The 23,422-nt window shown below is 52.5% G+C and carries 19 protein-coding genes and 1 pseudogene; 5 read left to right on the forward strand and 15 right to left on the reverse strand.

Translation table 11 applies throughout. From position 1 onward, the window contains the following. Positions 1-77 precede the first annotated feature (77 nt). Positions 78-1,043: a phosphate ABC transporter substrate-binding protein gene (locus ET464_RS09345; protein WP_129440294.1), complete on the reverse strand. Its 966-nt coding sequence runs from the start codon at positions 1,041-1,043 to the stop codon at positions 78-80. Positions 1,044-1,227: 184 nt separating this feature from the next. Here ET464_RS09345 and ET464_RS09350 point away from each other — a divergent pair, with 184 nt between their 5' ends. Then, positions 1,228-2,106, forward strand: coding sequence for a LysR family transcriptional regulator (locus ET464_RS09350; protein ID WP_129440296.1), 879 nt, complete (start codon positions 1,228-1,230; stop codon positions 2,104-2,106). Positions 2,107-2,230: 124 nt separating this feature from the next. Here the strand turns inward: ET464_RS09350 and ET464_RS09355 are convergent, their stop codons facing one another. From ET464_RS09355 to ET464_RS09375, 5 genes are all read right to left on the reverse strand, one after another. Further along, complete coding sequence (locus tag ET464_RS09355) at positions 2,231-3,034, reverse strand: methyl-accepting chemotaxis protein (RefSeq protein ID WP_129440298.1); 804 nt, start codon at positions 3,032-3,034, stop codon at positions 2,231-2,233. Positions 3,035-3,045: 11 nt separating this feature from the next. Beyond that, positions 3,046-3,408 (reverse strand): CBS domain-containing protein, encoded by a 363-nt coding sequence (locus ET464_RS09360; RefSeq protein ID WP_129440300.1) that lies wholly within the window; start codon positions 3,406-3,408, stop codon positions 3,046-3,048. Between the two features lie 142 nt (positions 3,409-3,550). After that, positions 3,551-3,958: a CBS domain-containing protein gene (locus tag ET464_RS09365; protein ID WP_129440302.1), complete on the reverse strand. Its 408-nt coding sequence runs from the start codon at positions 3,956-3,958 to the stop codon at positions 3,551-3,553. A gap of 112 nt (positions 3,959-4,070) precedes the next feature. Next, positions 4,071-5,108: an alpha/beta hydrolase family protein gene (locus ET464_RS09370; protein WP_129440304.1), complete on the reverse strand. Its 1,038-nt coding sequence runs from the start codon at positions 5,106-5,108 to the stop codon at positions 4,071-4,073. Positions 5,109-5,194: 86 nt separating this feature from the next. Next, positions 5,195-7,282: a beta-galactosidase gene (locus ET464_RS09375; protein ID WP_129440306.1), complete on the reverse strand. Its 2,088-nt coding sequence runs from the start codon at positions 7,280-7,282 to the stop codon at positions 5,195-5,197. 151 nt (positions 7,283-7,433) lie between these two features. On the opposite strand from ET464_RS09375, the gene ET464_RS09380 reads away from it, so the two are divergent. The 3 genes from ET464_RS09380 (at position 7,434) to ET464_RS09390 (ending at position 10,575) form a co-directional block, all read left to right on the forward strand. Further along, positions 7,434-8,258 carry an AraC family transcriptional regulator gene (locus ET464_RS09380; protein WP_129440308.1) on the forward strand — a complete coding sequence of 275 codons (825 nt, stop codon included), beginning with the start codon at positions 7,434-7,436 and terminating at the stop codon, positions 8,256-8,258. A gap of 216 nt (positions 8,259-8,474) precedes the next feature. Further along, positions 8,475-9,650, forward strand: a complete 1,176-nt coding sequence (locus ET464_RS09385; RefSeq protein ID WP_129440310.1) for a M20 family metallopeptidase — start codon at positions 8,475-8,477, stop codon at positions 9,648-9,650. Between the two features lie 58 nt (positions 9,651-9,708). Beyond that, on the forward strand, positions 9,709-10,575 hold the full coding sequence (locus ET464_RS09390; RefSeq protein WP_129440312.1) for a helix-turn-helix domain-containing protein: 867 nt from the start codon (positions 9,709-9,711) through the stop codon (positions 10,573-10,575). Positions 10,576-10,643: 68 nt separating this feature from the next. On the opposite strand, the gene ET464_RS09395 is transcribed toward ET464_RS09390, so the two are convergent. The 3 genes from ET464_RS09395 to ET464_RS09405 all read right to left on the reverse strand — a co-directional run bounded on the left by ET464_RS09395 (position 10,644) and on the right by ET464_RS09405 (position 14,285). Beyond that, positions 10,644-11,375 (reverse strand): response regulator transcription factor, encoded by a 732-nt coding sequence (locus tag ET464_RS09395; protein WP_129440315.1) that lies wholly within the window; start codon positions 11,373-11,375, stop codon positions 10,644-10,646. Between the two features lie 107 nt (positions 11,376-11,482). Next, the gene (gene pnpS / locus ET464_RS09400) at positions 11,483-13,270 is read right to left on the reverse strand and encodes a two-component system histidine kinase PnpS (RefSeq protein ID WP_129444234.1); all 1,788 of its coding nucleotides are present in this window, start codon (positions 13,268-13,270) and stop codon (positions 11,483-11,485) included. Positions 13,271-13,307: 37 nt separating this feature from the next. Beyond that, positions 13,308-14,285, reverse strand: a complete 978-nt coding sequence (locus ET464_RS09405; RefSeq protein ID WP_129440317.1) for a bile acid:sodium symporter family protein — start codon at positions 14,283-14,285, stop codon at positions 13,308-13,310. Positions 14,286-14,402: 117 nt separating this feature from the next. Here ET464_RS09405 and ET464_RS09410 point away from each other — a divergent pair, with 117 nt between their 5' ends. Continuing rightward, entirely contained in the window at positions 14,403-15,542 is a 1,140-nt protein-coding gene (locus tag ET464_RS09410; RefSeq protein ID WP_129440319.1) for a YfbR-like 5'-deoxynucleotidase, read from the forward strand. Positions 15,543-15,619: 77 nt separating this feature from the next. Here ET464_RS09410 and ET464_RS09415 read toward each other — a convergent pair whose 3' ends face one another. The 6 genes and pseudogenes from ET464_RS09415 to ET464_RS09440 form a co-directional block, all read right to left on the reverse strand. Continuing rightward, complete coding sequence (locus tag ET464_RS09415; RefSeq protein WP_129444236.1) at positions 15,620-16,264, reverse strand: NAD(P)-dependent oxidoreductase; 645 nt, start codon at positions 16,262-16,264, stop codon at positions 15,620-15,622. 263 nt (positions 16,265-16,527) lie between these two features. Then, positions 16,528-18,215, reverse strand: a pseudogene (locus ET464_RS09420) (glycoside hydrolase family 3 protein). Between the two features lie 16 nt (positions 18,216-18,231). Beyond that, positions 18,232-19,842 (reverse strand): response regulator transcription factor, encoded by a 1,611-nt coding sequence (locus tag ET464_RS09425; protein WP_129440321.1) that lies wholly within the window; start codon positions 19,840-19,842, stop codon positions 18,232-18,234. Further along, a complete protein-coding gene (locus ET464_RS09430) occupies positions 19,839-21,671 on the reverse strand; it encodes a cache domain-containing sensor histidine kinase (RefSeq protein WP_129440323.1) in 1,833 nt (610 codons plus the stop codon). The genes ET464_RS09425 and ET464_RS09430 overlap by 4 nt, the downstream gene beginning before the upstream one ends. A 27-nt stretch (positions 21,672-21,698) precedes the next feature. Further along, positions 21,699-23,000, reverse strand: coding sequence for an ABC transporter substrate-binding protein (locus tag ET464_RS09435; RefSeq protein WP_244226726.1), 1,302 nt, complete (start codon positions 22,998-23,000; stop codon positions 21,699-21,701). Positions 23,001-23,224: 224 nt separating this feature from the next. Next, positions 23,225-23,419, reverse strand: coding sequence for a hypothetical protein (locus ET464_RS09440; protein WP_129440327.1), 195 nt, complete (start codon positions 23,417-23,419; stop codon positions 23,225-23,227). Between the last annotated feature and the right edge of the window lie 3 nt (positions 23,420-23,422).

Here is a 23,422-nt window from a genome sequence, read left to right on the forward strand (position 1 = left end):
CTTTCACATGGGAAAGAGGCGGGTTAATTTCCGCCTCTTTCTCGGATCAATATCTGCTTTCGACTTGATGTTTATTATTATTTGTTCGTTACGTTGCCAGCCGCATCGCGTTGAATTTTCATCGCTGTTGCAGGGATGTAGCCCAGCTCCGTTACGTCGCCGTTTTGTACTTCATCCGATACCATGTAATCAAGGAAGGCTTTAACAACCGGAGTTGGTTCACCTTTCGTGTACATGTGCTCGTAAGCCCATACTGGGTATTTGCCAGTTGTTACGTTGTCAACCGTAGGTTCTACACCTTCGTATTTAACGGTTTTAACTGTGTTGTCCAGGTAAGACAGTGCAAGGTAGCCGATAGCGCCTGGCGTTTCGCTTACAAGTTTCTTAACAGTACCCGAAGCGTCCTCTTGAATCGAACCTTTCAGGTCTTCCGTTTTTTGGCCCAGTGCATAGTTTTCAAACGTTGCACGAGTACCGGAGCTCGAAGGACGGTTTACGATAACGATTGCTTGATCTTTACCGCCAAGGTCTTTCCAGTTCGTGATTTTACCAGTGAAGATATCAATCAGTTGCTGTTTCGTCAGGTTGTCAACGCCTACTTCAGGGTGAACAACTGCAGCCATTGCTACAACGCCTACGATATGGTCAACCAGTTCAGATGCTTTGGAAGCATCGGCATCTTTAAATTTCTCTTCAGCGAAAATATCGGAGTTGCCGATATCGGATTGACCTTCCGAAACTTGCGTCAGGCCTGTGCCGCTGCCGCCGGCTTGTACTTGAACGGAAATTTGTTTATATTCGTCTTTTGCCATAAATTTTTGTGCAACTTGGTCAACAAGCGGTTGAAGTGCAGAAGAACCAGTAGCCAGGACCGAACCGGACAGTGCTTCAGGTGTTGGTGTAGCTTCAGGCGTGCTCGAAGCGGATGCTTCAGGCGTGTTTGCCGCAGCTCCATTGTTTGTGTTGTTGTTACTGTTGTTGCCGCAAGCAGCCAGGATAACAGTAAGAACCAACGTCATAACTAACAACATACTCTTTTTCATTTCTTTGGTTTCCCCTTCCGATAACTCATTGTTTGGTGTTTACATGGACTATTGTAGAAGTCTGTCATTCGAATGATATTTTCCGAGTGTAAACGAAATGATAAAATTTCATAGAATAGTTGTATTGAAATGTATAAAGTCATAGAATAGTTCTATACAATTACGAAAGGAATCTTCATTCGTTATGACGATATTAAAAATAAGGTTAATTGTGCTCATAGAGAGGCTGAAGAAAGTGACTGCAGTCGCGCAGGAATTGGGAATGAAGCAGCCGACCGTAAGCTTTCATATGAAAAAGATGGAGGAAGAATGGGGCGTTCCGCTGTTTGAATCCAAAACGGGCAAGGTGCTGCTGACCGAAGCCGGGCGGATGCTTCATCATTATGCGCAGCAAATTGATAAAATCTATACCGAAGCCGAATCCCGCATGCTTCAGCTGCGGGACGGCGGCAGCCAGACCGTTAAGATTGGCTGTACGGCCCTGACCAGCGCATTAGTTCTAACGTCCCGGTGGTTTAAAGAAAATCAAGCTTTGCAGAAATTTGTAAACCAGTTTGTAACGGACAGCAGCGAGCGGCTTGCAGCGAGGCTCGAAGACGGCGAGCTTGATTTGGTCGTCACCGCGGAACCGCCGGCGGATGCCCGGTTTCAGAAAGAGCTTCTTAAGGAGTCGCCTTTACAGGTTTGGTTAGCGCATGATCATCCTTTTGCCCGGATGAATGAGCTGACTATTATCCAATTAAGAAATATGAAGTATGCAGCTTTGGATGAACCTGCAATTGGCAGACAACTGCTTGCTCGCGATGCTGTCGATTACGCGGAGCTGCCGGCCGGCATCCTAGTAAGCCAGCCTTTTCTTGTCGGTCAGGCTGTCCAGGGAGGCGGCGTCTTCTCCATCATGCCGTCCATGCTTGACAGCCCGTTATCCGGACCGGACAATGAGAAGCTTGCCGGCATCCCGCTTGCAGGCAAGCCGGCTGTGCTGCAAATCTATGCCGTCTGGCCCAAGGCGCACTGGAATCCGAAGCTGTTGATGCAGGTTGCCCAGTCTTTAGCGGTATAGAATAGAACTTCAATAGGGCTTAAGCGGGATCAAAAATCCGATCAAAAGCCCGCTATCAAAAAAGCAGCTGATTCCCGGCAAACCCGAGGGAAACAGCTGCTTATGAATGATTAGTGTTTTTTGCTTACCTATTGCCGTTTGTTTTTCGCACTTGCGACAGCCCTGCGAGCCTGCTTACCTGCTCCGCTGCATTCGCCGTATGGTTATAAGCCCGCTCGGACAAGCTGGCAATGGACTCCACGCTTGCCCGGGTTGCTCCGGCTGCTTCAAACAGCGAGCCAAAGACCGCCTCCGCTTGCTTGACATATTGTCTGCTTGCTTCCGACTCATGGCGTCCTTCCCGTGCCAAATCCGACGTTTGCTCAATTGCTTGCGTGATAGAACCGGTTTGTTTCGTAATTTGCTCGGCAGCCCGCTTCGTCTCCGCCGCCAGCTTCATCACTTCTTCCGCAACAACCGCAAATCCCCGGCCGTATTCGCCTGCCCTTGCCGCTTCAATGGAAGCGTTAATCGCCAGCAGACTGCATTGTTCCGCGAGCTGCTTAATGGCAGCAGACATCGACCGTATGGAACCCGCTTCGCTTTGCAGCGAAACCATCGCCTGCTCTTGCTGCGCTGAAAACACGGATAACCGCTGAAAAGCCTCGGTCACTTTGCCAAGCTCTCCTTTACCTTGCAGTGTGAGCTCGGACATATCGGCCGACACCTTGTTGCCGTGCTGTGCCGAAATTCTTACATCATTAACAGCATCACGAATGTTCTCCAGCTCTTTGGTTACATCCAAAGTTGTCGCAAGCTGCGCTTCAACCGCTTCATTCTGAAGTTCTCGCGACATTTGCAGCAAATCGGCAATGGTAAGCACCCCGTCTGCCCTGCCATCCTTCGTTAAAATGACGCAATCGTACATTTTTCTGCCGCTGCGGTTCATGGCCAGCTCTATCAGCTGGCCGGGGGGACATGGATATCCACAATAAGCGGTGAAGCGTCCATTAACGTACTGGCGGGTTTCTCATAGAACAGCTCAACGCCATAACGCTTACTGATATTCATATAGAAGCGGTTACGCATCAGCAGCCCCTTCGGCTGCATTCCATCGCTGCATACAACGATACACTCGCTGTCTTCATGCTGGCTGAACATTTTTTGAACGTCACCGCATAATTGGTTGGGAGTTGTAAACGGCACCTTTCGGATAAATTGTTCCAGACTTACTTTCTTTTTTCCTTCCGGCATGCTTGTCCGTACTGGGGCTGTCGATTTTTGTTCCCGTAAGTTCTCCCGCTCGCGCTCCAAAACAATCATCGTCTCTACGCCTCCTATCACTCTCTGTACCTATACATTAGGACCTTAGAATTAATTGGAATAACGAAATAGATTAACACAATGTAAAAATAATAAAAAAACTGTCCGAAGACAGTTATTTTTAAACAATGGGGAATTGTTCTTACAAATTAAACAAGGCGGCGAGCTGTTTGGATGGAATGACCCCGGCTACTGCTCCGTTCTGCATAATAATGATGCTGTCGAAACGGTTCATGACCGGCCTCCGGATCGCCTGATCCAGCAGCTCCGGCAGCTGCGTCTCCACATCTACGATTAACGGCTTCAGCATAAAGCTGGTTACGGGCTCTTGGCACAGCCGGTCAAAACCAACAGGATCTCTCAGCAGAGCGGTAAAACGAGTTTTCATCACAACGCCAACCGGAGTTCCGTTGTGGCCCAACACGACGGCGCTGTCCGCGTCCTCATTTTGTTTCATGAGCATATGCAGCGCTTCGCTGCCGGTCGCTGTAGAAACAATCGAAGGCGCCGGCTGCACATAACTATACAGCCCTTGTTCGATAACCATCATCCCACTCACCCTTTCTCCTTAAGCCTGCAAGCCCAGTGTAAAGGCAAACCGTTAACCAAAATAACGCGATTGATTATCGGAATGTAAAAATAATGGAAGCCGGCAGCCCGCTTTAACGGCTTAGACGGAAGCAGGTTTCGGCCAGCCAGTCATAAGACAATGTGCCGTTTACTTCATGGCCGCCGGAGAACAGCTCCGAACGGAACTGCCCGGACGCGCCTTCGCTGCTGTAGATATGCTGCACATGCCGGACAGCCTGCCGGAATCCTTCCTTCGGAAAAATCGGGTCATGCTCGCCGGATTGCAGGAACAACGGCCGGGGAGCAAGGAGGCCCAGCAGCTCCGGCAGTTCCGCGTGAAGCAGTATCCCGGGAATATAGTTATCAATGCAGTGGCGGACAGCCATAATACTGTCTTGGAACGTATTGGGAAACCCGGTTAAAACCGCGGCATGAAGCCGCTCGTCTACAATAGCTGCCGCACTGGCGATAACCGCCCCGCCGGAAAAGCCCATTACACCCGCTCCGCCGGAAGCCGTCTCCGGGCGGGACAGCAAATAATCAAGCGCCTTCCGCGCTTCCCATACACGCAGGCCGGCAAGCGTTTTGCCATACATCAGCATATGTTTGGCCAGCGTATCGCAGGAGTTGTTTGGCCTAACTCCGCTTTCCGCTTGCATATCCGATGCCAGCAGCCGTTCGCCAAACCCGATCACATCCGGCGCAATGACCGCCATGCCGCGCTTGACCAGCTCGATCGCAAAGTTATTGTGCCCTCCCGGATTTTGCACGTTGGAGCTGCCATCCGGCAGCATTCCTGTAATTTGCCTGCTTCCGTAACCATGGCCATGAATGGCGAGCACCCCGGGTGCCGGCCGCTCAAGGCCGTCCGGGATAAGCACATAAGCCGCAAACGCCAACCCCGGCGCAGCGGACAGTTCGACGCGCTCCCTCCGGTATCCGTCACATTGCACTTGTTCCAGCAGCACCGGCTGATGGGAATCATTGGGCTCAAATTCGCCCAGCATGCTGCGGAAAGCCTGCTTTAGCCGCTCTCTCCGGTCGGCATCCGGCAGTTGGCCGTACCGCTGCTTCCGTTCCTGTTCCGCCGCCTCATATAACCGCTGTAAAAATACGTCTCCCTGCCACATCGGCTGCTAAACCTCCCTGTCGGCGCTATAAACAGCAGCGCGCCAAATGCTGAACACATTCGGCGCGCTGTTTGTGGATGCCTTCTTTATTCTTCCGCTGATTTGCGTTTCAAAATCCGGATGCCATACAACGGCAAATGTAATTCCGTGTTCGGGCCCAACGTTTCACCCGTCAGCATATCCGAATAGCTGGCGGTATCCAGCGTAATTTGCTGCCCGCCGCCGCTGAAGTTTTGTACAAATACATAATCGTGCACGCCGTCTGTCCGCAGCTGCGCCGTGACGCCAGACGGCAGATCGGTCTCGATTACGCGTTTAATGCCGGCCTGCCGGATCAGCCTGCTGTAGAAATCATCGTAAAACGGCTCCTTATACCGTGCCGCGATGTAATAAGCCTGCCCGCTGCCAAGCCTGTTGACGGTGAGCGCCGGGCGGCCGGCATAAAAGTCGGAGCCGTATTCAGCCAGCGCTTCCGCGCCTTCCAAATGAATCAAATCGCACAGCTCATGCAGCTCGTAGCAGCCTTCCAGTTGAAGCGCATTGCCTGCCTTCATAACTGCCGTATTCGTTTCATCATCATAAAGGGAGTCAATCTCCTCCGACCAGATGCCCAGCGTTTGGCGCAGCGGACCCGGGAAGCCGTTCAGGAAGCATAAATCATGGTCATCTGCAATTCCGCTCCAATAGGTGCCGACAAAAGTGCCGCCGCCTTTGACGAATGCTTCAATCCGCTCGCCGACGCCCGGCCGCACCATGTACAGCATAGGTGCAATAAGCAGCTTATAGCCGTCAAAGGAACAGTCCGAATCGATCACGTCCACCGGTACGCCTAGTTCCCACAAAGCCCGATAATGTTTGCGGACCGTCTCCTCATAATGAATGCCGGCGTTGCGCGGGCCTTGCGCATCTTTAATTGCCCAGCGGTTCTCCCAGTCATAAATCAGGGCGGTCTCCGGACTTACGCTTGTGCCGGCAACGTCAGCAAGCTTCGCCAGCGACTGGCCGACTTCTGTGACGTCGCGGAATACGCGGGTATGCTCATGCCCGACATGGTCTACAACGGCGCCGTGCAGCTTCTCGCTGGAGCCCCGGCTTTTGCGCCATTGAAAATATTGTACGGTATCCGCGCCGTGGGCAACCGCCTGCAGTGAAGCCAGCATATGCATACCCGGCTTTTTCAACTTGCTGATCGGCTGCCAATTGGTCATGCTTGGCGTACTTTCCATCAGCATGAACGGCTTGCCGCCCTTCAGCGAGCGGAAAACATCATGATTCAGCGCGATAAAAGCCGCAAGCTCCGCATTATCCTTATATTCATGCCAGGAAGGATAAGCGTCCCATGAGACGACATCAAGCTCGTCTTTAAATTTCCAGTAATTTAACGGCTCAAAGTCCAGCATGAAATTGGTTGTAACCGGCAAGCTCGCATCCAACTGACGGATAGCCTTGACTTCATGCTTAAAGAAATCAACCGTTTGATCCGTAACAAAACGTTTCCAGTCCAGGTTCATGCCGTGGACAGCGTTCTCCCCCCGGTAAGTCGGCGGCTCGATCTGGCTCCAATCCGTGTAGGTATGGCTCCAGAATGTCGTCCACCAGGCGTCGTTTAACGCTTCAAGCGTGCCATAGCGGCTGCGCACCCAGCCGCGGAATGCTTCCTGGCAATAATCGCAGTAGCATTCCCCTCCGTATTCGTTGGAAATATGCCAGCCGATGACGGCAGGATGGCTGCTGTAACGCTCAGCGAGCTTGGCGTTAATGAGGGCAACTTTCTCCCGGTACACCGGCGAAGAGAAGCAGTGATTGTGGCGTGCGCCGTGCAAATTGCGGATGCCGTTCGGGCCGACGCGCAGCACCTCCGGATATTTGGCGGACATCCACGCCGGGCGTGCGCCGCTTGGGGTGGCAAGCATTGCGTATATGCCGTTTGCCGCAAAACGGTCCAGCACTTGATCCAGCCAGCCGAACGTAAAGACGCCTTCTTCCGGCTCCAGCGATACCCAGGCAAAAATGCCTACAGACATCAAGTTGCTGCCGGACAGCTTCATTAACCGGATATCTTCCTCCAGCACGTCGGGATATTTCTGCCATTGATCGGGATTATAATCCGCGCCATGCAGCAATTGCGGTATTTTCGGGATGATCGGCGGGAATTTGGTAGTCCTGGTTGTCATTCCGGTAACCTCCAACTTGTTATTAGATATGGGGAAAAGCCATGTACTCTATCACGATATTCAAATTATATAACCGCATAAAAACAATTGAAATAACACAATATTCATGTACGATATAAGAATATGAACATATATTCAGGAGGGAAATGACGTGGATACGATCGCATTCCCCGCCTTAGCGGAAGCCGACCGCCGGCTGCCTCTCTATTTGACCATCTGCGGCCATTGGAATAACCAAGAGGCCATTATACGGGAGCAGGGATTCACCGATTATCAGTGGCTGCAATGCGTCTCCGGAACAGGCGAACTGTTCATCGGCGATGCCAGGCATATCGTTAAAGCCGGACAGGGTTTCTTGCTGCTGCCCGAAGTGCCGCACCGGTACTGGCCTATGGAAGAGCCTTGGGATGTCCATTTTATAAGCTTTAACGGCATGATAGCCGAAACGCTGCTCCGGCAGGCCGGCATGATGGAATCCGGCGTATATACGACGGAAAACAGCGAAACCATCGTTTCGCATATGCGGAATATGTACGCCATGTCCCAATCGGACCGCAGCTATTTGGCTATCGAGTGCTCTAAGCTTGTTTATATGTTTTTGCTGGACTTAATGAAAGCTGCAGAGGCTGGCGCGCAGTCGGAGCTGACTTACTCCAGGCTGCAGCCCGTCTTTGCCTATATCGAAGCCAATATGGATAAGCCCGTTGCCATTAAGGAACTGGCGGCCTGCATCGGCGTGACCCCCCAATATTTATGCCTGCTGTTTAAAAAGTCGGTGAATATGCGGCCTATGGTTTATGTCAACCGGGAACGGATCAACCGCAGCAAAGAGCTGATGTTTTATGAAAGCCGCATCCCTCTGCACGAGATTGCGAGACGGGTCGGCTTCGACAGCGCCAGTTATTTCAGCTCCGTATTCAAAAAACAGGAGGGCATAACGCCGGAGCAATTTAAAAAGCTTCACGGCATGCGCTGACCGCATCGCAGTAAGCTTCCGAGCGGCACGGCATCGCCGCCTGCCAAGAGCGGAACCCGCTGCTGGGCGTAATGCGGCCGCACATCTCAAGATACGAAGCGGACGTTCAGCCATTTCCTGGACAAATGGATGCAAATACAGCTTGCTTCAAGCCGCAACTTGCGCGAATATAAGAGAAGAGCCTAATTAAGGCTGAATTTATGGAGGCTTATTGCAATGTCTTTAAAAGAAAAAGTAAAGGATGCCATTAACGGGCAGTCCGAAACGTTTAAAGCGATTTCCCGTTATATCGGACAGCATCCGGAGTTAGGCCATCAAGAATTTGAAGCGGCGAAAACGCTTACCGCCGAGCTGGAGCGGCAAGGCTTTACCGTAGAACGCGGCACGCTCGGAATGGAAACCGCTTTTATCGGCACTTATACAACAGCCAAACCCGGCCCGGTTGCCGCGTTTCTCTGCGAATACGACGCGCTGCAGGACCTTGGCCACGCTTGCGGCCATCATCTGATCTGCTCGATGAGCCTGGCGGCGGCGGTCGGCCTAAAATCCGTGATCGACGAGCTTGGCGGCACGATCCGCGTATACGGGACACCGGCGGAAGAAACCGCCGGCGCCAAAGTCACAATGGCGGCCGCAGGATTATTTGACGACTGCGACTTTGCCTTAATGGCCCATCCTTATTATACATTTGAACGATCCGGCGAATCGCTTGCCATGGATGCGATACGGTTTGAATTTCACGGCAAAGCGGCGCATGCCGCTGCCAGCCCTTATGAAGGCGCAAACGCGCTGGACGGCGTGCTGCAGCTGTTCAACGCCGTGAATGCGCTGCGCCAGCAGACACGCAGCGATACGCGTATCCACGGCATTATTGATAACGGCGGCAAAGCGCCTAATATTATTCCGGATTATGCATCCGCCAAATTTTATATCCGGTCGGCCAGCCGGGCGTATACAAACGAGCTGACCGCCAAAGTGATCCGCTGCGCGGAAGGGGCTGCGCTTCAGACCGGCACAAGGCTGGAGGCCGCTCCGTATGAATTGTCGTACGATGAGCTGCTGACGAACGAAACATTATCCGGCTTGTTTACAAGCAACTTGCTGACGAATGGAATAGAGCCGTCCGAGATCGAAACCGGAAAGGACCACGGCTCGCTGGATCTTGCCAACGTATCCGTCCGTTGTCCGGCCATTCACCCTTATGTGAAAATCACCCAGGAGCGCTATTTGCTCCATACGCCGGAATTCCGCGACGCCGCCATGACAGAGCAAGCGCTGGACCGGATGATATTCGCCGCCCATATGCTGGCGGCTACCGCCTATGACGTCATAGCCGATCCGGAATTGCTGGCGGCAGTCAAGGCCGAATTTGCGGCAAAAAACAACCGATAAGAACTAAGAACATGCTGGTGGAGCACTTTTTTCACCTCAAGCGGGAGGTATGACCGTCATGGAAGCTGTAAACGAAAAAGTCGCCTACGAAAATCCGCTGTTGTCACTGCGCATTTTCCAGCCAAAACGCGATTCGGCAGGTTTGACCAAATGGCATTATCACCGCCAGCTGGAGCTGCTGTACATCATTGACGGCGAGCTTGATATTGATATCGAAGAAGAAAATCATCATCTGACAGCCGGGGATGTCATTATCGTTGGCGCTTCCCAGCTGCACCGCGACCGGAGTTACGGTTATCTCGATTATATTGTTTTGCAGTTTGACATCGAGCAATTTTTTGACCACAGCACGATCCCGTACATGCGGTATTTTTCCGAAACGAAAAACCCGCTCAGCAAAGCCAACTATATCTTCCGCGAAAATGCACCGGTCAAAAAAGCTGCCGGGGAGTGCATCCGGACGATACTGGAAGAAGCTTCGCGGAAAGATACCGGCTATGAGCTTGCTGTCAGCATGCTCATTAAGCAAATTTTGCTGCTGCTGCTGCGCAACGATTCGCAGAAAATGCTGGTCGAGCAGGACGAATTCGACCGGATCCGGCTAGGTCCCGTGCTTGATTACGTCGAGCAGCATTTGACCGGCCGCATTCAAGTGGAGGAAGTATGCCGGATCGCCAACATGAGTTATTTTTATTTCGTTAAATTTTTTAAAAAAGCGATTGGCTTATCGTTTACCGAATATGTAAACTACCGGAAAATCAAATGGGCGGAGCGGATTTTGCTGACAAAAGATTTAAGCATCTCCGAGGTTGGCGAAAAAATCGGCATGCCGAATATGGCTCATTTTTATAAAATGTTCAAAAAATATAATGATTGCTCTCCTAAACAGTTCCAGCGCAAAATGCTCTCATGGAACCGGCAGTAGCCCAGCAATAAAAAAAGGAACGGACCCTTGCCGGAAGCAAGCTTGTCCATTCCTTTTTTTTCAGAAAATCATTTGCCCATCGGCTGGCCGGAGACCGGTTTCCTTGGCATAATCAGCTTATAGCCGACGCCGCGGATCGATTCAATTTGCACCGACTCCTGGCCAAGCTCAAGCTTCTTGCGCAGCGAACTGACATGCACGTCAACGGTCCGCTGCCCTCCGATATAATCAAATCCCCATACGACATTCATCAGATCATCTCTTGTAATCACCATGCCCGGACGCTGTACCAAATAAAGCAGCACTTCAAATTCCTTTGGACGCAGCGGCACCAGCTCACCGGCAAGAATAACTTCATATTTCTCCGGATAGATGGACAATTCGCCGGCTGTAATGACTTTCTCGTTCGTCTCCACCGGCTTCATATCTTCCTGCTGTGTACGGCGAAGTACCGCAGACACCCGGGCGAGCAGCTCGGCAACGCCAAACGGCTTCGTAATATAATCATCCGCACCATGCTTCAAGCCTTGAACAACTTCTTCTTCCGCATTGCGGGCCGTTAAAATAATGACCGGTGTCCGGTTGCCGCTTTGGCGAAGCCGGTTCAATACCTCAAAGCCGTTCATGCCTGGCAGCATTATGTCAAGGATAATCAGATCAAATGGATGCTGCAGCGCGGACTGCAAACCTTCTCCGCCATGATCGATTACTGTCGTTTCATAACCTTCTTGCGACAAATTATAAGACAAAAGCCGCGCCAACGTTGGTTCGTCCTCAATAACGAGTACTTTATGCGACATGCAGACACTCCCAATTTCGCGAATATCGAATCGAATCGAATCTTCATTCGCTTGGATTCCAAGCCCAAACCTATTTTATCATGTTTTTGTAAACAGATGATACGAAATTAAAAAATTGATTCTTGAAGCACAGGCAGCACAATCGTAAACGTAGATCCTTCTCCAAGCTCGCTTGCAACGGATATTGTTCCTTTATGCAGTTCCACCAGATGCTTGACGATGGAAAGCCCCAGCCCCGTTCCGCCTGAGCTGCGGGAGCGCGCTTTATCAACCCGGTAAAACCGTTCGAAAATGCGCGGCAGGTCTTTTTTCGGAATGCCAATCCCGGTATCGCTGATGGCAATGGAGATGTGGTCTTCATCCAGACTTTCTACGCGGACAAATACTTTGCCGCCTTCCGGCGTATAGCTGATGCCGTTGGCCAGCAGATTCATCAAAATTTGGCGCAGCCTGTCCTCATCCGCTTCCACGTACAGCCCTTCTTCCAGCGATACGTTCAGCTGTATCAATTTTTTGGCAGCTTGCGATTCAATGACTTTGACCGTCTTATTAATAAACGACTCCATCTCAATCGGTGAGAAGACAAGCGGAACACGCCGTGATTCCACTTTGGACAATTCCAGAATGTCGCTAATTAACCGGTTCAGTCGGTCGCTTTCATCAAAAATAATTTGCAGGAAGGAGCGTGCTGTCTCTTCGTCCTTCACCCCGCCGCTCAGCAGCGTTTCCGCAAACCCTTTGACAGCGGCGATTGGCGTCTTCAGCTCGTGGGATACGTTGGCGACAAATTCGCTGCGCACTCTCTCCAGCCTGCGGACAGCCGTTACATCCTGCAGCACGAGCAGCACGCCGGCAAATTCGCTTGTATCCGGATGAACCGGCACCAGATTCAGCTCCAGCAGTCGTTCCTCCGGGAAATAAAAGGTTATTTCATCGCGTACCAGCTTGCCGGTCTGCAGGCATTCCTGAATCATTTGGGCAAGCTCATACTGCTGTTTCGCTTCCGTATAGTGCCTTCCGACAAGCTCTTTGGCGGAAAAACCCAGCACTTCTTCGGCGCGGCGGTTCATCAGCAGGAATCGTCCGGATGTATCAATCATTACAATTCCGTTGATCATATTGTCAAGAACCGTCTCCAGCTGCGTTTCATTGCGCTGGATACGCGACATCTGCACCTGCAGGCTTTCCGCCATCGCATTAATAGCGTGGCCCAGCTCGCCGATTTCATCCTGCTTTTGCACTTTGACGCGGGCACGGTAATCCATTCTCGTAATCCGTTTCGCCACGTTCGTAATTTGCTCAAGCGGGTACGTCAAGCTTTTGGCAATTCGGAAGCTGATCAGCGCGGCGATCACGCAAAGCAGCAGCAGCCAGCCGATCAGAGCCGCCCACAGCTGCGTAATCCCCTGCTCCACATCCTTCAAGCTCATCGAAAGCCGGACGATCATGGAGTCCGGATCGGAAGGGTTCACAGGTACGGCTACATACAAATAATTTTGCCGAAGTGTAGCACTATTCCGGATGGCCCGGCCCGTCCCTTTGCTTCGCGCGTCTATAAATTCTTTGCGGCTGGAGTGGTTCTCCATTGATTTCGGATCGGAGACGGAGTCGCCGAGCACGGTGCCGTCGCCGGCAATAAAGGTTACCCTTGCGCCGGCTTTATCCTGCAGCTGCTTTGCTTCTTGCGTATAGTAATCAAACAGCTCCTCTCTGGAATTGCTTGATGGCCATTCCATACTCGCAATAATCAGCTTCATTTCACGAACCATGCTGTTTTCAAGCGCTTCAATATGGCTGTCCCGGAATGTTTTCACCATAATCAGCCCGGCTGCGCTGACTGAAAGCGCAATAATAACAATCATGATTATTGTGAGCCGATTGCGAAAACTGCTCATCATCCTTTATCCCACTCCTTATCCATGCATGCATTCTTTATCCTACATGGCGGGCGCCCGTTTCGCCAGAACTGGTATTGTTAAGTTTTTGTAAAACGAGATTGAAAACAGTCGCCAGCGGCTGCTGGACAAGGATGGACAAAATGACCGGCACGGCTGCCAGCGGCGGAAAATAACCGATGGCGAGCACAATGCCAAGCGATATGTTGCGCATCCCTGTCGCATAGGAAACCGTTGCCTGCATTTCGCGGCTGCCCAGCCAGTAGGTGCCGATATAACCAAGCGCGTAGCAAAGGGCAACCAGCCCGACGACTACGCTCACAACAAGCGCCATATCCCCTTTCATCTGCTGGACATAGGGCTGGATGGCGGCGGCATTCAGCATGACGACAGCTGCAAAGCAAAGCTTCGAAACCGAAGAGGCATACGGCTGGACCTTAGCCTGTATTCGGCCTCTTGTCAGCTGATGCAGCAGTACGCCGGCAAATGTAGGCAGCACAATAATAAGCAGCAAATCAAGCATAAGCGGCCCTAGACGGACGGCCACTGCCTGATGGAACAGAAGCCGTATGCCGGCCGGCACCACAAGCGGGCTTAAAGCCGAATCGAGGATGACCATCGCCAGCATAAGCGGCACATTGCCGCCGCTAAGCCCTGTCCACATCACTGAAGAAACGCCAAGCGGAATGATCGTAAATAACACCAGCCCGATTACATAAGGCGAATGCTGGCCGAATAAAGCTGCGCCAATCCCGTAAGCGATGGCGGGAGCAACCAGATGCGCAAGCATAATCGTCCACACGATAATGCCCGGTTTCCGGAGTACGGAACCTAAGTGCCCGAAACCGCAGCCCAGCGCCATCGCAAACGTAATATACGCAAATAAATACGATACGGAGGAGGTATAAGGCTGGAGGCCCTTCGCCAGCAAAAATCCGATCACCAGCGCCAGCGGGGTGATGACAATCGTATATCGTTCAAAGCCGGCGTTAAACCGGAGGCATAGCCGCTTCATGTTCACTCCCCCTTCATCTGCTGTATCCCGCAGCTAGGCAGCAGCCTTCTATCCGTTTTATAATAGCATAGAGTTCCCTATCGTCACATATCGACAAAGAAAGGCTGTGACACGCGGATGAAAAACGGCAAGTTTACCAATACCATCATTCGAATGCAATTCGTGCCGAGGTGGAGCGAGCATGCCCCGCGGTTCGAGGATAACGCCGCAAGCCACAGCTTTCGCTGCGCAGCCATTGCCATCTTGGCCGGACTTGCTGAAGAGAAGCTGTTTGGGCGCCCTGTCGACAAGCTGAAGCTGCTGACCCGGTCGCTTTGGGCCGATCTTAGCCATACGATGACAGGTTCCATTAAGCATGTCACCAAGAAAGAAATCCATGTCACCGAACATATTCGCGCGCTGGAGCATGAGCTGAGCAAAGAAATAGTGTCCTGCTTGTCCAAATCGCTCCGGGCTTTTGCTTATGACGCCATCGTGAATGCGCAGGATGATACCGATACCGGAAGGCTTGTGGAAGCGATTGATACGTTTGACGCATTTTTATTTTGCCACCGGGAAGCGTCTTACGGGTCCAACCCTTTTTTCCGCAGCAAAGTACAGGAGTTACGCGACAAAATTGCCGGATACGAACAGCCGTCCATCGGATGGCTGCTTGCCGAATTTGAAAAAGGCGAAGGCGTACGCGATTTTCTCGGCTATATTATGAATCTCGATACGGTGCAGCGCTGGAACGGAAGCTATAACCTCGTTCCCGATAACGACGCCACCCATTCTTTCCGCGTTGCTTCACTGGCATTATTCAACGGCCTTTTGGAACGCGAACGGTTTGGACTCGCCCATATCGATCTGTACCGGCTGGTGAGCAAATCCGTCCTGCACGACCTGCCCGAGATTGTATCCGGCGACGTCGTCTCGCATTTTAAACATCGAAACCCGGTAATGAAACATGCTTTCGAGCAGTATGAACGGGAAACGGCCGAAGCGATGATTGCCAAGCTGCCGGAGCCGTTCGGCGAAGCGCTTGCCGACATGATGGCCAACCCCAAGTCCGCCGATTATGAAGGCGAGATGCTGGACATTGCGGACAAGCTGGACGCGTTAATTAAAGCCGGGCTTGAAATGCGCAACAATCCGCATTACGCCGAAACGTATTACGATCAGCTGACGACCATCCAGCACCGCTTCGAGAATCCTTGCGTCATCTTTTTTCTGGCCTATATTTTGCATGATTTAACGTATTCCAACTTTAACAAATAATAAAAGAGACGGCTTCGCTCCAACTGGACGAATTCCGTCTCTTTCTTTATAGGCTTGTTCAACTTGAGGTGCAGCGTTTATTTCGTTTCCCCGACCACGGTAAACCGTTCGCCGACATGGTTGGCTTGTTCGATTTCATCGACAATAGCGATGGCATAATCGGCATAGCTGATATAGCTTTCGCCTTTGCCGTTGACGATCAGCTGGTCTTTGCCCTTCTGATAAGAGCCCGTTCTGCCTCCCTCTGCATCAAAAAAAGCAGCCGGGCTGACGAATGTCCAGCGGATTCCGGATGATTGCTTCAAATCCTGCAAATTTTGCGCTTGGCTGAGCGCTGTAGCTTTAAACATATCCGGAAATTCCGGCGTATCGACAAGGCGCAATGTTTGCGCTTCGTCCACATACAGGCTGCCGGCGCCGCCAACTACAATCAGTCTAGTATCCGGAGCGCCTTTAAATGCTTGGATCAGCGACAAGCCGGCTTCGATATGCTGTCCTTCTCCTCCGCCAAGCGGGGCGGCAAACGCGTTAACAACAACGTCAAACGGCTTCACATCGTCCGCTTTCAAATCAAAAATACTTTTCTCTACCACTTGAACGCCCGGCTGCTGCACTTTGGCCGCACTTCGCACAATTGCGGTTACTTCATGGCCGCGCTCAAGCGCTTCTTTCACAATAGCTTGTCCTGCTTTACCCGTTGCTCCAATAACTGCTACTTTCATCATATTTTCCTCCTTGTTGTCCTGCCTGAGACAAGCATTCCCTATCTGCTAAGCGCCAAATCACAGCGGGTACGGGCAGATACAGCTGCACGGACATCTGCATCTGTTCCCAGCGTATACGTTGCCTGCAGCTCAACCTGTAATCATTATAGTTACAGGTAAATGAACAGTCAACTATAAAAAAAGATTTGGCGGCAAAAGGAGCCCCGCTGCTGCCTACTTTGGGGGGGTCATCCTTCTACCATGCCAAATCTCATCTGCCATTATGGCGCCGCATTCCAGCCAAGCGGAAACGCCGGCGCCAGCTCCAGCGGCAGGCGGCCGGATGGAGCAAGCTCGCCGGTGAGCACCTTGGCGAGCGACTGTAAAGCAAGCGGCCGGCATTCATAAACAGCCAAATACGCTTGTGCAGCCGGATACAGGTTGAGGTCATGCGGATTGCGGACCGATACTGCAATCGTCCGGTCGCCAGCCGCCGCAATGACCTGCTGCGCTATGCTTCGTTCAGTCTCATGCTTTGCGGCATCATAGGTTGCCACAATAATCTGCTCGAACGAATCCAGCCCTTCAAGCGGGTCCGCTTCGCTCATCGACCGCTCCGTCAACCGTTCCAGCCGGCCGGATAAGCAGCCGCCCAGCGTGCCGTCTCCCGCCAGCATTTCATCCGCTACCGATACCGGCACGATGTCCGGCCATAACACAAGCGTATTCGCATCCTTGCGGAGCGGCAGAAGCCCGCCTTCGTTTTTCACCAGCGTAACGGAAGCTTCGCTCCACTTCGCCGCTATCGCCCGGTTGCCGGGCGTGCCGATCCGCTTCTCCACCTGCTCCCACGGCTTCAGCGGCTTCTCCAGCTCCAGCTTCTGCTTCAGCCGCATCACGCGGTTTAATGCTTCTTCCACCCGCGAGGCCGGCAGCTCTCCGGTTTCCACCGCTTGCGCTACCGCTTCAAGCGCCGCTACCTGCTTCTCGTAGGTATGGCTGACCAGCACCATGTCGGCACCTGCCTGCAGCGCCATGACCGCGCCGCGCCCCGGCCCATACAGCTTGTCGATGGCATCCATCTCCAGGCAGTCCGTTACAACTACGCCGTCATACCCAAGCTCCTCGCGCAGCAAGCCGGTAATGACCGGCTTCGACAGCGTTGAAGGAACCCCGCTTGGATCAAGCGCAGGCAAGCCGACATGCGCCGTCATAATCGCATCGGTCCCCGCCTGAATCGCCGCCCGGAACGGCTTCAGCTCGATCATATCGAGGCGCTTGCGTTCGTGCAGCAGCACCGGCAAGGCATGATGGGAATCCACATCGGTATCGCCATGTCCCGGGAAATGTTTGACCGTTGCCGCCACGCCCGCAGCCTGGTAACCTCGTACAGCAGCCGTGCCCAGCTCAGCGACAACCGCTGCGCTGTCGCTGTACGAACGGACGTTAATGACCGGATTGGCGGGATTGTTGTTCACATCCAGGCATGGCGCATAGTTCATTGTAATGCCAAGCAAACGAAGCTCTTCTCCGCAAATAAGCGCCGTTTCGTAAGCGGCATCCGCCGAGCCCGTTGCGCCAATCGCCATATTGCCGGGCATCAGCGTTACCCCGTCCGTCAGCCTCGCCACCATGCCCCCTCCTGGTCAACCGCAGTCAGAAGAGGCGGCCGTCCGGCTTTTTCGGCAACTGCCTTCAAAGCGCCGGAAAGCTGGTGAACCTGCTCCGCATTACGGATATTTCTTGAGAAATATATCGTTCCGCCAATGCCGTATTGCTCAATCAAAGTACAAATTTCGCTGCTTGCTTCGTGGCCGTGAAACCCAAACACAAATAACTGCCCTATCTTTTCCCTGATCGTCCAGCTGTCCAGGCTTTGGTTATACGCCTTCATCCGCTTTGCTCCTCTTCTCCCTGAAGTGATATTCCCCTCGTTCATGCCGTACCCTGCAGCATCGTGCCTTATCATGCCGTTCTAACGTTCGTCAGGACCCCGACTCCAAATGCTTGCTGCGATAATCGCTTGGATTATCGCCCGTATATTTCATAAACACCTTCGTGAAATACCGCCGTTCGGCATACCCGACCTCTTTGGCAATTTGCGTAATGCTTGTTTGCGTTTCAGCAAGCAGCCTTTTCGCTTTTTCCATACGTTCGCGTGTTACATATTCAATAAATGTAACGCCAAACGTCTGTTTGAACAGCAAGCTGAAGTAGGAAGCGCTGAGCCCGACAAAAGAAGCCGCCTCCTCGACGCTGATGTCCCTGTACAAATTGCGTTCCAAAAAAATGCGCGCCTCGCCCATCACCCGCTCGGACTGCTTCTTTTTATCCTGCGACCGCTCGCCAACCGCCGACTGCAGCTGCCGGATAACGGCCAGCAAATCTTTGACGCCAAAACGGTGGTCCAGCTTCACCCACAAGCTGTCTTCCTGTTCTTTCGGCAGCGCGCCCATCTCTTTCATTTCGCGCACCAGATTTAATACGAAATAGTGAAGCATCGGCATAATCCGGCCTTGCGAAAGCTCGCTCATATTGTTCAGATGGCCCATCAAATGGGTTAACTCCCGGTCAACGCCGGCCGCATCCCCGCGCTTTAAAGCGTCGGTCACAAGCTCCGAAATATCCCATATCGCCTGGCCAGCTCCGGATAGTTTGGACTCGTCGGGCGAGTAGACCGTGACTTGTTCCAGCTTCGGCGACAACATCATGCCAAGCTGAATTTGCTTATAAGCGGCAGCAAGCTGATTGGCTCCAATTTCATCTCGGTAAACGCCCGCATAGAGCGACAGCTTCACATGGGCGCTGACCGCCGCCAGCAGCTGTTCCGCCCATTGTATGGCTCCGCAGCTGCCCAGCCCTTCCTCGCATGCTATAAGGACGCACCACTCTCCATCCCGCATTTGAATGACAGATCCGGTCTCCAGGCCGTTTGACTTCAGCTTGTCGCGCAGCACATTGCAGACGGCAAAATTCCACAGCTTGCGTTCCTTGTCGCCCCAATTGCGCCAGTCTTTCGCCGCTTCCGAGCCAACGTCCACATCCAGCACGATTAACGCATAGGGGCGGAGCAGGCGCTGCTGCTCATCCCCGGCATACAGCCAGCTGCTGGCGGTTAAATCCGAATAATCCATCAAAATGTCGTATAACAGCTTTTCGTTGATCAGATCAAACATTTTGTTCAACTTGTGCTGTTCCTCCTGCTGCTGCTTCAGCAAAGCGCGCCGGGAGGACATAATGCGTGCAATGACCCCGGTCAGCTCATCATACGGTATCGGCTTCAGCATATAATCCTTGACGCCGTATTGGATCGCCTTCCGCGTATAGGCAAAATCCTGATACCCCGACAGCATAATGACTTCGCAGCCGATTTCCTGCTCCCGGATGCGGCGGACAAGCTCCAGTCCATCCATCATCGGCATCCGGATATCGCACAACACAAGGTCGATCGGCTCCGCTTCCAACTTCTCGAGCGCCTCCAGCCCGTTTTTGGCCGTTCCCGCCACCGTCAGGCCAAGCAAATCCCAAGGAACCACCTTTTCCAGGTTGCGGGTAATATGCGGCTCATCGTCTACCAGCAGCACCTTTCCGTTCATGACTGATCACCTCTGTTTTTCGGAATGATACAACGAATAGTCGTCCCCCAGCCTTCCTGGCTGCAAATCATCATGCCGTATGCTGCGCCGTAATGAATACGCAGCCGGTCTGCGACGTTGCGCAAGCCAAGCCCTCTTCGTTCGCCCAGCTCAGCTGCATCCATCTGCCTGCTGCTGCGGATGCCGCTTCCCGGCGCAACGCTTTGGCTTAATTTCAGAAGCGCGGCTTCGCTCATGCCCGTGCCGTTATCCGTAACTGTAAACACAAGATGGCTCGCTGCCGCCTCCACCTTAATATGAATAATTCCCGTCCCGTATTCGATCCCTTCAAAGCCGTGCTGAATGCTGTTCTCGACAAGCGGCTGCAGCGTCAGCTTCAATATCGTATATTCAAGCGCTTCTTCCGGCACATCCAGTTCGTATACAAACAAATCTTCAAACCGGTATTTCTGAATTTCCAGGTAGCTGCGGACATGCTCGATTTCCTGCTGCACCGACAGCTCCTCGGACTGATGCAGGCTCATGCGCAGCAAATTGCTGAGCCGCCGCACCATCAGCATAATTTTGGCGCCGTCGTTTTGCGCGGCAAGCGCATTGATCGACTCCAGCGTATTAAACAGAAAATGCGGCTTGATCTGCGCCTGCATCAACATCATTTCCGCGTGCTGCTTGCGCGCCTGCTCGCTCCGCACCTCCGTCAGCAGCGAGCCGATCCGCTCGACCATGCTGTTGAAGCTGCTGGCCAGCAGCACCGTCTCATCTTTGCCTTGCGCGCTTACCCGGATGTCGAGCAGGCCCTGCTCGACAAGCTTCATTTTGCGGACGACACGGATGATCGACCTGGCTACCCGGTTTACAAAAAAGACGTTGAACAATATAGCGGACAACACGCAAAGCAGCGTAATCATGCCGATCCACTGCATAAACCGTTCGCTTTCGTTCGTTAAGGAATCCCACGATTTCACCGACACCAATATCCAGCCGTTCAAGTTCAGCTTATAAGCGGAAACCAGGCTGTCTTCCCCCCTGAACCGCATGCGCGCGCTCGAATAACTGCCGGTCTCCTCCAGCGTTGCGCTAGTAATGTCGCTAATGCTGCGCCCTTCCAGCTCGCGGTTACTGTCCAGCAGAATGAGCCCCTGCTGATTCAAAATAAAATATTGATCCTGCGGCAAATGCTGTACGGACGGATTTAAAAAGGTTTTCAGCATGGAATACACCTCTTCCGTCTTGTACTGCGTAATCATAACGCCCAAATCATTAAACGTTGTCATATCTTTAACGAGGCGCATCTGCGTAAACAAAGGCGGCTCCACCCCTGTCAGCTCCTGCTGCTCGTAAGGGCCGATCCACAGCGGCCGGCCGCCAAGCTTCATCATGTCCGCATAAGAGGACTGCTTTTGCAGCAGATCAAACGAGATGGGCCGGAACGTCGTCGGGTCGTTCCGGAACGCTTGGAACATTGTGCCGTCCATCGCGTACAACACCACATAGCTGACTGCAGGATGCTGGAACAGTATCCTCTTCATTTCTTTTTCCGCCTGGTTGATTGCAATGAGCGCGCTTGCGTCATCCTTCGATACCGCTGCGCTGTACTTCAGCGTATCCTGCACCTCGGAGCTCGTCAGGTTGCCGTCCGAAAGCTGATCCAGCTCTTTGAAAAAATAACCGATATTGCCGGCTACCGCCTTAAGCGATATTTCCGTTTGTTCACTATATTTTTTCTCCATCAGCTTCTCGGAATTTAAAAAAGAAACGATGCCTAACCCAAACATCGGGATGACGACCAGGCCAATAAAAGCGAGCATAAGCTTTGGTCTTAAGTTCATCCGGTATGCTCCCTTCCTGCCTGCCCGTTAATGGCTTGCATTCGCTTTGTCCTGCGACTTCTGGATTTCCTGCGCCACCGCCTCCGGCGTGTTTACTTTGCCGATCAGTTCCTGCAGGCCGATGTTGATATCGGAACCGACAGCCGGCGTGACAATAGAGTCATACGCTTTCCAGGACGAAGTAGCCGAGCTCATCACCTGCAAAATTTCCGCTGTCAGCGGGTCAATGCCGCTTAAATCGGAAAGCTTCATCGAAGGCAGCACCTGCGCCTTCACGAGTGTTTCCTTCTGCACAGCCTCCGTGTAAAAGTTGGCGATAAATGTTTTGGCCGCTTCAATCTGGTCGGGGTCCATATTGGCGGAAAACCCGAATCCGTTGGAATAAGAAGCGTTTATCGACGTTTGGTCGCCTTTGCCGCCGGGAATGGAAGGAAATGCAAAATAACCGATTTTCCCCTGCATGCTGCCCGCCTCTTCGCCGGTGAACCGGCTGGCGTCCCAGGTCCCGGTAAAGACCATAGCCGCTTTGCCGGAAAGCAGCTGCGCCCCTTGATCCGTATAAGGCAGCCCGAGGGCGCCTTTCGTAAAATAATCGTTATTGACCAGCTCGGCATAATTTTTAAAGCCTCGGATAAAATCCGGGTCCGTCCATTTCGTCTCGCCGGTCACCACTTTATTAAGTGCATCAATGCCAACATTCCGCTCCATAATCGTATTCCACAACATGCCGTTAACCCAGCCGTCTTTGGCTGCAAGGCCAAACGGCGTATACCCGGCTGCTTTGATCCGGTCCGCCGCCGCAAGCAGCTCGTTCCATGTTTTTGGAATCGCAATCTGCAGTTCATTAAATATATCTTTATTGTAAAAAATCGCTTCGCTGTATCCGCCGTACGGCAAGCCGTACACTTTGCCGTCAATGGTGAATTCATCCAAGCTCGCAAATTTGTCCCGGATGCCGAGCTCGTCAATAATAGGCGTTAAATCAAGCATACGCCCGGCCTTTACATACAGGTTTAAATCGGACCCGCCAAACACTTCGAATATATCGGGCGGATTGCCCGCGATCATTTCCGCCTTCAGCTTCTGGTCGCGGTTGACGATTTCATCAATGCCCTCCAGCTGGAACGTTAAGCCCGGGTTTTCATCCTCCGTTTTTTTAACGACATTCTCTAATATTTGCAGCCTTGTTTTTGTCGTTTCTTTAATTTGCGTATGCCGCAGCGACAAGGTAACTTGTTTGTTCATGCCTGCCTTCCGGGTGTTGTCCGGCGCCTGCTCGTTCATGCAGGCCGTTAACGGAATCATCATGGCTAAGAGTACCGCAGCCAAACCTAAAGCTCCCTTTTGCATCATACGCCCCCTTTGTCCAACCTTAATAACCTCCGAGCACTCGCTATATTTCTTCTATTATAGTATCGGATAAGACGGAAGTGGAGGTTAAAATTACGTTCACAGAGGGGGATTATTCTCTTGGAGCATCTGAATAAAAAAAAGCAGACTGCCTGGCCGTCATGGGCCAAGCAGTCTGCTTTCTTCATATTTCTTCGCTCCTCTTAGCGAGGCATGCTGCGGATATGCTCGCGGATCGCTTCATAGAACTGCAACCATTCCCGGCTTTCCTGCCCGGTGGAACCTATGCCGGACGGGCTGGGACCGGGCGTCGTTTCCCCGTTTGTCCCGGTCTCCTCCTGTGCCGGCCGCTGCTGGCCGTCAGGCAGCCCGTTACGCTGCCAGCGCAATCGTTCCATAAT

The sequence above is a fragment of the Paenibacillus protaetiae genome, from assembly GCF_004135365.1.
Lineage (GTDB): Bacteria > Bacillota > Bacilli > Paenibacillales > Paenibacillaceae > Paenibacillus_AP > Paenibacillus_AP protaetiae.

Coding starts and splice junctions, on each gene's coding strand:
- ET464_RS09345 (WP_129440294.1), bottom strand. CDS start 1,043: ATGAAAAAGAGTATGTTGTTAGTTATGACGTTGGTTCTTACTGTTATC.
- ET464_RS09350 (WP_129440296.1), top strand. CDS start 1,228: ATGACGATATTAAAAATAAGGTTAATTGTGCTCATAGAGAGGCTGAAG.
- ET464_RS09355 (WP_129440298.1), bottom strand. CDS start 3,034: ATGAACCGCAGCGGCAGAAAAATGTACGATTGCGTCATTTTAACGAAG.
- ET464_RS09360 (WP_129440300.1), bottom strand. CDS start 3,408: ATGATTGTTTTGGAGCGCGAGCGGGAGAACTTACGGGAACAAAAATCG.
- ET464_RS09365 (WP_129440302.1), bottom strand. CDS start 3,958: ATGATGGTTATCGAACAAGGGCTGTATAGTTATGTGCAGCCGGCGCCT.
- ET464_RS09370 (WP_129440304.1), bottom strand. CDS start 5,108: ATGTGGCAGGGAGACGTATTTTTACAGCGGTTATATGAGGCGGCGGAA.
- ET464_RS09375 (WP_129440306.1), bottom strand. CDS start 7,282: ATGACAACCAGGACTACCAAATTCCCGCCGATCATCCCGAAAATACCG.
- ET464_RS09385 (WP_129440310.1), top strand. CDS start 8,475: ATGTCTTTAAAAGAAAAAGTAAAGGATGCCATTAACGGGCAGTCCGAA.
- ET464_RS09390 (WP_129440312.1), top strand. CDS start 9,709: ATGGAAGCTGTAAACGAAAAAGTCGCCTACGAAAATCCGCTGTTGTCA.
- ET464_RS09395 (WP_129440315.1), bottom strand. CDS start 11,375: ATGTCGCATAAAGTACTCGTTATTGAGGACGAACCAACGTTGGCGCGG.
- pnpS (WP_129444234.1), bottom strand. CDS start 13,270: ATGAGCAGTTTTCGCAATCGGCTCACAATAATCATGATTGTTATTATT.
- ET464_RS09405 (WP_129440317.1), bottom strand. CDS start 14,285: ATGAAGCGGCTATGCCTCCGGTTTAACGCCGGCTTTGAACGATATACG.
- ET464_RS09410 (WP_129440319.1), top strand. CDS start 14,403: ATGAAAAACGGCAAGTTTACCAATACCATCATTCGAATGCAATTCGTG.
- ET464_RS09415 (WP_129444236.1), bottom strand. CDS start 16,264: ATGAAAGTAGCAGTTATTGGAGCAACGGGTAAAGCAGGACAAGCTATT.
- ET464_RS09425 (WP_129440321.1), bottom strand. CDS start 19,842: ATGAACGGAAAGGTGCTGCTGGTAGACGATGAGCCGCATATTACCCGC.
- ET464_RS09430 (WP_129440323.1), bottom strand. CDS start 21,671: ATGAACTTAAGACCAAAGCTTATGCTCGCTTTTATTGGCCTGGTCGTC.
- ET464_RS09440 (WP_129440327.1), bottom strand. CDS start 23,419: ATGGAACGATTGCGCTGGCAGCGTAACGGGCTGCCTGACGGCCAGCAG.